Origin of the sequence: Paenibacillus eucommiae (genome assembly GCF_017874215.1) — a bacterium.
In the GTDB taxonomy this organism is placed as follows: domain Bacteria; phylum Bacillota; class Bacilli; order Paenibacillales; family NBRC-103111; genus Paenibacillus_AI; species Paenibacillus_AI eucommiae.
This window is the reverse complement of the sequence record NZ_JAGGLB010000020.1, coordinates 189,946-197,049: the sequence shown is the minus strand read 5'-3', so window position 1 is coordinate 197,049 and position 7,104 is coordinate 189,946. Positions and strand designations below refer to the sequence as shown.

At 46.8% G+C, this 7,104-nt stretch carries 4 protein-coding genes; all 4 read left to right on the top strand.

The window, feature by feature from the left end:
• Nucleotides 1–289 (top strand): hypothetical protein (locus J2Z66_RS25875; RefSeq protein WP_209975628.1); only part of this gene is annotated, 289 nt, incomplete at its 5' end.
• A 65-nt stretch (nt 290–354) separates the two neighbouring features.
• Complete coding sequence (locus J2Z66_RS25870) at nt 355–1,968, top strand: hypothetical protein (RefSeq protein WP_209975627.1); 1,614 nt, start codon at nt 355–357, stop codon at nt 1,966–1,968.
• Nucleotides 1,969–2,965: 997 nt separating this feature from the next.
• A complete protein-coding gene (locus J2Z66_RS25865; protein WP_209975626.1) occupies nt 2,966–5,026 on the top strand; it encodes a hypothetical protein in 2,061 nt (686 codons plus the stop codon).
• Between the two features lie 52 nt (nt 5,027–5,078).
• A complete protein-coding gene (locus J2Z66_RS25860; RefSeq protein ID WP_209975625.1) occupies nt 5,079–7,088 on the top strand; it encodes a hypothetical protein in 2,010 nt (669 codons plus the stop codon).
• Nucleotides 7,089–7,104: the final 16 nt, after the last annotated feature.

The window sequence follows — 7,104 nt, the reverse complement described above, 5'->3', positions numbered from 1 at the left end:
CACCTCAAAGAACACGCACCTCAAAGAACACGCACCTCAAAGAACACGCACCTCAAAGAACACGCACCTCAAAGAACACGCACCTCAAAGAACACGCACCTCAAAGAACACTCACCTCAAAGAACACCCAGCTCAAAGGACACCCAATGCATTTTTATTTCGGAAGAATAGCTTGGAACAGTTAGCCTACACTGAGTTGAACCTGGCACTTGTACGTAGCGATGTTAGCGATAATATTTGTAATGTATTTATATTTAAATATTTCAAATATATGGGCATTGCAATATAATGAGGATGGAAGTATTGCTATAGATCCCAAATTAATTCTATTTGCCGAAAGCTGGAGGTTATCAAGTGAAAATAAAAGACATTGGAGTAATTTCGTTAAATGTCTTCTTCATATTTGCCGCAGTATTCCTAATAACAGGATGCAGAAATAATTCGGAAAGTCAGTTGGCCATTGAAGAGCTCATTCTTCCGTATTATTGCTATGGAGTTGTAAAGGCTCCGCAAGGCGTCACCATTACTTATCTTCCAGAAAACTCGGGGGATAGTCATAAACTTACCGTAAGATTCAATAAGGCGCTTTCGGAGAAGAATACGATGAACTTGTATTATATTCAAACAGGATCTCCCGTTCCGATTCTATCTATGGAGAAGACGATGCCCAGCGGCAAAAGATATGATCAATATCAAATTAGTGGTAATAACCTTGAAATCGGATATAACGGAATGGAGAAAGGCAATTACTATGTGAATCCGATGACGTTTAGCGCGCTTTATTTCCCTGAGGAGATCATGGCTGAGGATGGCAGTGTTTTGGAAACGGATCTTTCTGTTTATTTTTCCATGGGCGCAGTTAATCCCCATGAGCAGTTTGAACAAATAAATGTGGTGATGAACGAGACGCTGACACCTACGTTGATCATACCGACGAATGCTGAACAGGGAAGTGCATGGAACTCCTCCGGACAGAAAAACAGAGAAGTTGGTTATGTCAGAGAAACGTACTCGCCGATCTATAGCAGCAAAGAAATGTCCGAGGTTGTGGATCGGATCAGTTTTGGAGCTAATGTGGAATTGGCGGAAGCAGGTGATGGTTATTATCGGGTCCACTATTACGTTCCCCGGGATGCATCCGATGAGAAGCATCATTCAAGGTATGCTCTTTCCAATGACTTGGATATATTTGAGAGCGAATATCTTATAAAAAAACAAGGTTATGTCAAAGCAGCAGAAGTAGGCTTGATTGGGTCGTTTGACAATCCTGGAGCAAAAGTGTCTGTGTATGCAACCGGGACTCAGACCATGAATGGAACGCTGGAGTTATATGTATCGAATCTATTCTATCCTGGCGTAGGATCGAGCTATAGGCTGTACAATGTAATGGAGGACACCGAAATTCGAAGCGATGAAGTGATCAGAACAATAAACGATCAGCAAATCAATGCTTTGGAAGTAGAAAGTTATTTGTATCTGAATGATTTATATGGCAGCGGAGTGAGAATTTATAATGACGAAAACAATAAATCGCTCCCAATGGAAGATAAAAGGAATCATTTGCTGCTATTAAATGAATTCAAGGATGATCAAGCGTATATCATGAGATTGAGGGATGAATACAATGGGTATTTATTCGAAAGTTGGAATCGTTCTGTCAGTGATTATGGGAAAAATCGCAAAGCTGATTTTGACAAATATTTCGCAAGCATAAAAAAAATGAATGATATATGGTACGAGTGGAGCCAAACGGATCCCGAAGTCAAACGGGAAACTTATATAAAGTTAGTAGTAGACAATCTGGCTGCAACTGAAGATGAAAAAAGGAACATGGCGGCCTATTTTGCTGATTCAAGCGAACCATTATTCAATTCCTGGACAAAGTTTGTTGAAGGAGGCTTGGGAACGATGGTTGACCGTGCGAAAATAGAAAATGAATTGAAGCGAATATTTGGAGATGATCAATAGCATTATGTTTTCCATAGGGGCGGGGTCAAGCAGATTATTACTTGCTTGGCTCTTTTTTGTACTGGCTCTATTAGAAAGTATAAGTTTTCTGGGTGAAGGAGTGAAAATTCCCGAATACACAGTGTAGCTAAACATATTGTGTACGATTTTTCACCTACATTTGGCCGCTTCGGCCATGCTTAGACACATTGTAGTTGGATTTTCGCTTTCATTCGGCAGTTTCGGCTCGCGCAAGCACATTGTAGGCGGTTTTCCGCCTACATTTGCCGCTTCGGATTGGGCCTGCCTACTAATTGGGGAAAGCTTAACCTGAACTATGTTAACCTGACAACATTGGGGATCAGGGGAGGACGCGCGTTAGTAGCAGCCCAGCCCGCCCTCCGCTGAAATGAGCGTACGCCACTTAACGATGTTTTTCATCGTTAAAATAAGAATTCCAGGTCAATCCGTCACGTTAATGATGATTTTCATCGTTAAAAGAGGGCGGATGGCCTCTCAGGGGCGGTTAGAAGGGATTTTAACGATGATTTTCATCGTTAAAGTAAGGATGTGGAGGGGACTTTATGCTTTTAACGATGAAAAACATCGTTAAAGTTCGCTAAAGTAGTAGATCCTCTCTGTTGTGCCCGCTGGCGGGACCGATCTTCAGTCCCAGCGACTTGGCCCGCGGGGAAATCTCCTTCCATCCAGAGAAAAATCCTTGCTGGATGTCCGTTTGAGCTTGGTGTTCGTGCGATTCGTGCGATTGTAGCTAGAGAGAGGGAAGGGCTGTGGGCGGAAGAAATCTAAGTGATTTACAGCGATGAAGCGATAAAGTATTCATATAGTTAAATAAAGGAAGCTGTAAGGAAAGCAAACTGGGCAACAGAATGTCAGGATCACTAATTATTGTTATTGCCTATGAATTTTGCCGTATTATACAATAAAATCACAGAGAAATGAGATAGAGGTGGTAGGGAGATATACGTAAATTACATACAATCCGGGAGGAATAGTGATGACGATCAAAGTCGAGCGTGAAGTCTCTTTTGAAGGTTCTCAGGAAGGCGCTCCAGAAGGTTCTCCAGAAGGTTCTCAGGGGGTTGCTCCAGAAAACTCTCTCGAGGGTGTTCAAGTAGGTGTTCAAGAAAATTCACAAGAGGGAACAAAGCAGGGAAAGAAAATGAGCAGGAGAAAAATGCTGGCTGCACTTGGAGTGATGGGAATAGCGGCATCCGTTAATGGCATTAAATTCCCGCAAGTAGCGGAAGCGGCGACGACATTAACCCCGAACTTGAAGCTGGCTAAATCGGATCCTTTCGTTTTGGCTGATATGAACGCGAATTTTGACCGGGTTGACAGTTATTTGGGAGGGGCGTCGGTTTCTCCCGACTTTTACAAAGTAGGAAGTGGAGTAGATGATACGGACGCCGTACAGGCAGCGTTTGATTCTGGCAAGCCTGTTATTTTCACGCGTGATTACAATGTCAAATCAGTGGAAATAACGGGGGCCCACAAGAAAATTGATTTTAACGGATACTGGTTAACAGGAATTAGTGAAAGCACGGATACTGTCTCAATGAAGGATTGCATATTGAAAATCACTGGTTTTTATTTGAGGCTGTATAACATCCAAATTGCCGGTGGATTTAACACCAACTACAAATGCGCAGTTCACTGGTATTCGAAGGTAGGTTCTCCCGCACAAAACAATCAGGTGTATGGCATGCAAATTAACCGCACGCTTGTAGGGCTGCACTTCGGCTCCTACCTGGATGATCCCGCGCCGTATGATGCTCCGCAAAGTGAAAATTTTATTATCGGTCTGAACTGCAGATCCGTACAAAACTGCCTAGTGCTCAATCAGCCGAACGGATTTCTGAAAATTATCGGCGGTATCCTCGACTGCGGTCCCTTTGAATGGCCTGGAGCCCCTTACGATGCTGCGGCTGCCTATTGTTTCTACAATAAACAAACAGAGCTGTCGATCGTAAGCACAGAGCTGTTAAAGACGACCAGCACGGATGGCTTTGCCTTCAAGGGCTCGAACTTTTCGCTGCTGGATTGCGTGATCGAAGCGGCTTCTACCTGGGGAGTTATAACGGGAGACGCTTATATCCATCAAGTGTTGGGCGGGTTTCAGGGGGGAGCTTCACAGCCTCTTTTCACTATAGAGTCTGGTGCTGTTGGCCGGCTGTACTTGGAGAAGCTTCGCACCCATCGCGGCAGCGGCGCAGGCAGCAGTTCGACTGCTGCTATTATCACTGGATTGAGCGGCGCGCCTAATTATAAGATACGTATCGAGAAATCCAGATTTGAGGAGTGGAAGCCGAATTATATTGCTGCTTCTAACCGGGACCGCGTACATGTAGAGGATTCCCGCTTTCTCTTCACTATCAGTTCTGCACTCCAAACGGTAACCGTAGATGATCAGCAGGATCAGACTAATTTGGCTTTTAACGTCGATACGACAGGCGAAAGCATGTCCACGGCAGCAACGATCAACCCGAATACGGGCTGGATCTGGACGCCGGTGTATGGAACCGGAGCTAATTATGTTAAGAAAAATACGGCTGACGTGCCATCGGGCTTCCTGAGCTGTATCGAAATGCATGCAATAGGCGTGGGCTATATCACCTCTGCGCGTTTCCTCGTTCCTTCGGGGGCCGAGGCGGCTTTTCAGGCGTGGGCCAAATATAGCAGCGGCGGCTCCCAGGTCGGCGTGAAAATCTTATGGTTTAAAGCCAATGGCACGGCAGCCTCGACCGTAGAGACACTGATGCTGGGAGCTGGCGAAATCAGCACCACCCAGTGGACGCTGGTGACCAAAGCTGTCACGGTGCCCGTGGATGCGGTATTCGCCTGCTTCCGGCTGACCGCGGAGGTAGGCTCCCTGTACATCACAGGTCTGCAGCTGCGTCCGGCAGGACAGCTTCCCTATTCCAATGCTTTCATTAACAACATTAACCGTGCCTTTGATGTTGCAGGAGAAGGCTTTATTCTCAAAGCGCCTGACAACACCAGATATAAAATATCTGTTACAAACGCTGGAGCATTAACAACTGTGGCGATTACTTAGCTGGATGAGCGAACACAATAAGGCCATAAGAATGAATAGTGGGGTCAGGCAAATGAAGATTAGTGTTCCGATGCATATACAACCTTTTAGGGAAAACTTGTGGGATGCCTATTTGCAGCAAATGAAAAGTATGAATGTAAGACGGGTATTTCTTGCTTCCAGCATTCATGAAGGCCACCTGCCTGAGCTGGAGGTGTATCGCAAAGAAGCGCTTATCCTGAAAGAGCTGATCGCGTTGTTCGGCGGGCATGGTATCGAGGCTGCTTACTGGGGCAACAGCATCGGTCACGGAGGTTCTCTGCTTACCGGAGCAGCCCGCCGCTTTCAGGAAGTTGTAGGGCCAGAAGGGAAGACAGCTTCTGGCGTATACTGCCCCTTAGATCCTGAGTTCATCGCGTATGTTTGTCAAGGATACAGCCTGATAGCAGAATCCGGAGTAGATCTGCTTGTACTCGATGATGACTTCCGGTTGCATCTGCATGCTCCTGAAGCGCCGGTTGGCTGCTTTTGTCCGCTCCATATGGAAGCCATGGGGCAGCGGATTGGGCGTGAGATCAGCCGTGAGGAGCTGGCTGCAGCAGTGCTGCACGGGAAACCATCCCTGCTGCGCACGCAGTGGCTGGAGGTAATGGGCGACAGTCTACTGGCTTTTGCCGGCAGATTGGAGAAGGCAGTTCATGCCGTGAACCCCGCGGCACGGCTCGGATTATGTGCCGTCATGTCCCATTGGAGCCACGAAGGGATCACCATGGATAAGCTGCTGCAGACGCTTGCCGGAGAAACCAGGCCCTTCCTGCGTACCATTGGCGCACCCTATTGGTCCAAGGAGTCCCATCATATCGGCTGGATCATCGCCTATACACGTCTTCAGCAGCATTGGGTGAAGGATACGGATGTGGAGATTGTGGCCGAAGGGGATACTTATCCTCAGAGCAGGTTTCATTGCTCGGCCGCTATGCTGCATGCTTTTCATCAAGGTTTGAGAGCAGCGGGCTTTCCGGGGCTATTGAGCTATTCGCTGCACTTTTCTCTGTCACCGGAGCTGGAAGACGGTTATGTGAGCAAGATATCAAGGCAGCAAGCCCATTATGAGGCCATTAGTGCATTTTGTCCCGAGGGCTATGTAAGCCATGGCGTTCAACCCGTGCTGGTTCCTTACAATATGGCCCATATGACGCTGCCTGAAGCGGGTTCAGACTTCAACTTGTCCTGGCCGGATGAACCTGTAGTGCTGCAATATTTGTCTCGCATGGGTATCCCAATCAGCTATGAAGACAAGCAAGGGGCTGTTGTGTTAACCGGCTCTTATGCAGCAAGCCTAAGTGATACCGAGCTGGAGGCCCTGCTGAGGAGAGGTGCGCTGATTGATGGCACTGCGGCCCATTGGTTAATGGCACGAAAGATTGATATTGGAATTACATCCCTGATACCAGTGGAAGCTCCCTCGTTCGAGCAATACACCGATCCGGAAGTTTGCGGCAAATATGCAGGTGAGTATATGTGGTCTGTAGCAGGTGGGGATGTTTCATTTTTTGAATGTGAATTAAAAGCTGGCGCGATTTCTGTTACTGAGTTTATGGGACTTCGGTATAAGCGGCTGTTTCCTGGGGTCATTCATTATGAGAACGCCAATAAGCAGAGATTCTGCCTTCTGCCGTTTGATTTGGCCAGTGCCCGCTACAGCAAGCAGCTTATTTACAACTATGCGCGTCAGCAGCAATTCGCAAGCAGCTTGGCTTGGGTAAACCGCAATGCTCTGTACGCCACAATGAGCGGTCAGCCTGACGTCTACATGTCCTGCAGGGTTTCCCCGGACAGCAAAAGGCTGGTCATTACTGTGCAAAATGGCAGCATGGATCCCATCAAAAACCCGCAAATTCAACTGAATCCAGAGATCCAGATCTGTAGTATAATAGAGCTGCTGCAGCATGATCAAGCTTCTGCGGTGCAGGTGGAAGACTTTGTCTATCACCGTGATGAACACTTCGGTTATTTGGAGATAAAGACAGAGATTCCGCCAATGGGTTTTATGGGAGTTGCCGTTATAAATCCTTGGGGATAAACGTTACTATATGGAG

What these genes read in the sequence shown, in the direction of transcription:
- J2Z66_RS25865 (WP_209975626.1), top strand. Translation starts at nt 2,966, where the DNA reads ATGACGATCAAAGTCGAGCGTGAAGTCTCTTTTGAAGGTTCTCAGGAA.
- J2Z66_RS25860 (WP_209975625.1), top strand. Translation starts at nt 5,079, where the DNA reads ATGAAGATTAGTGTTCCGATGCATATACAACCTTTTAGGGAAAACTTG.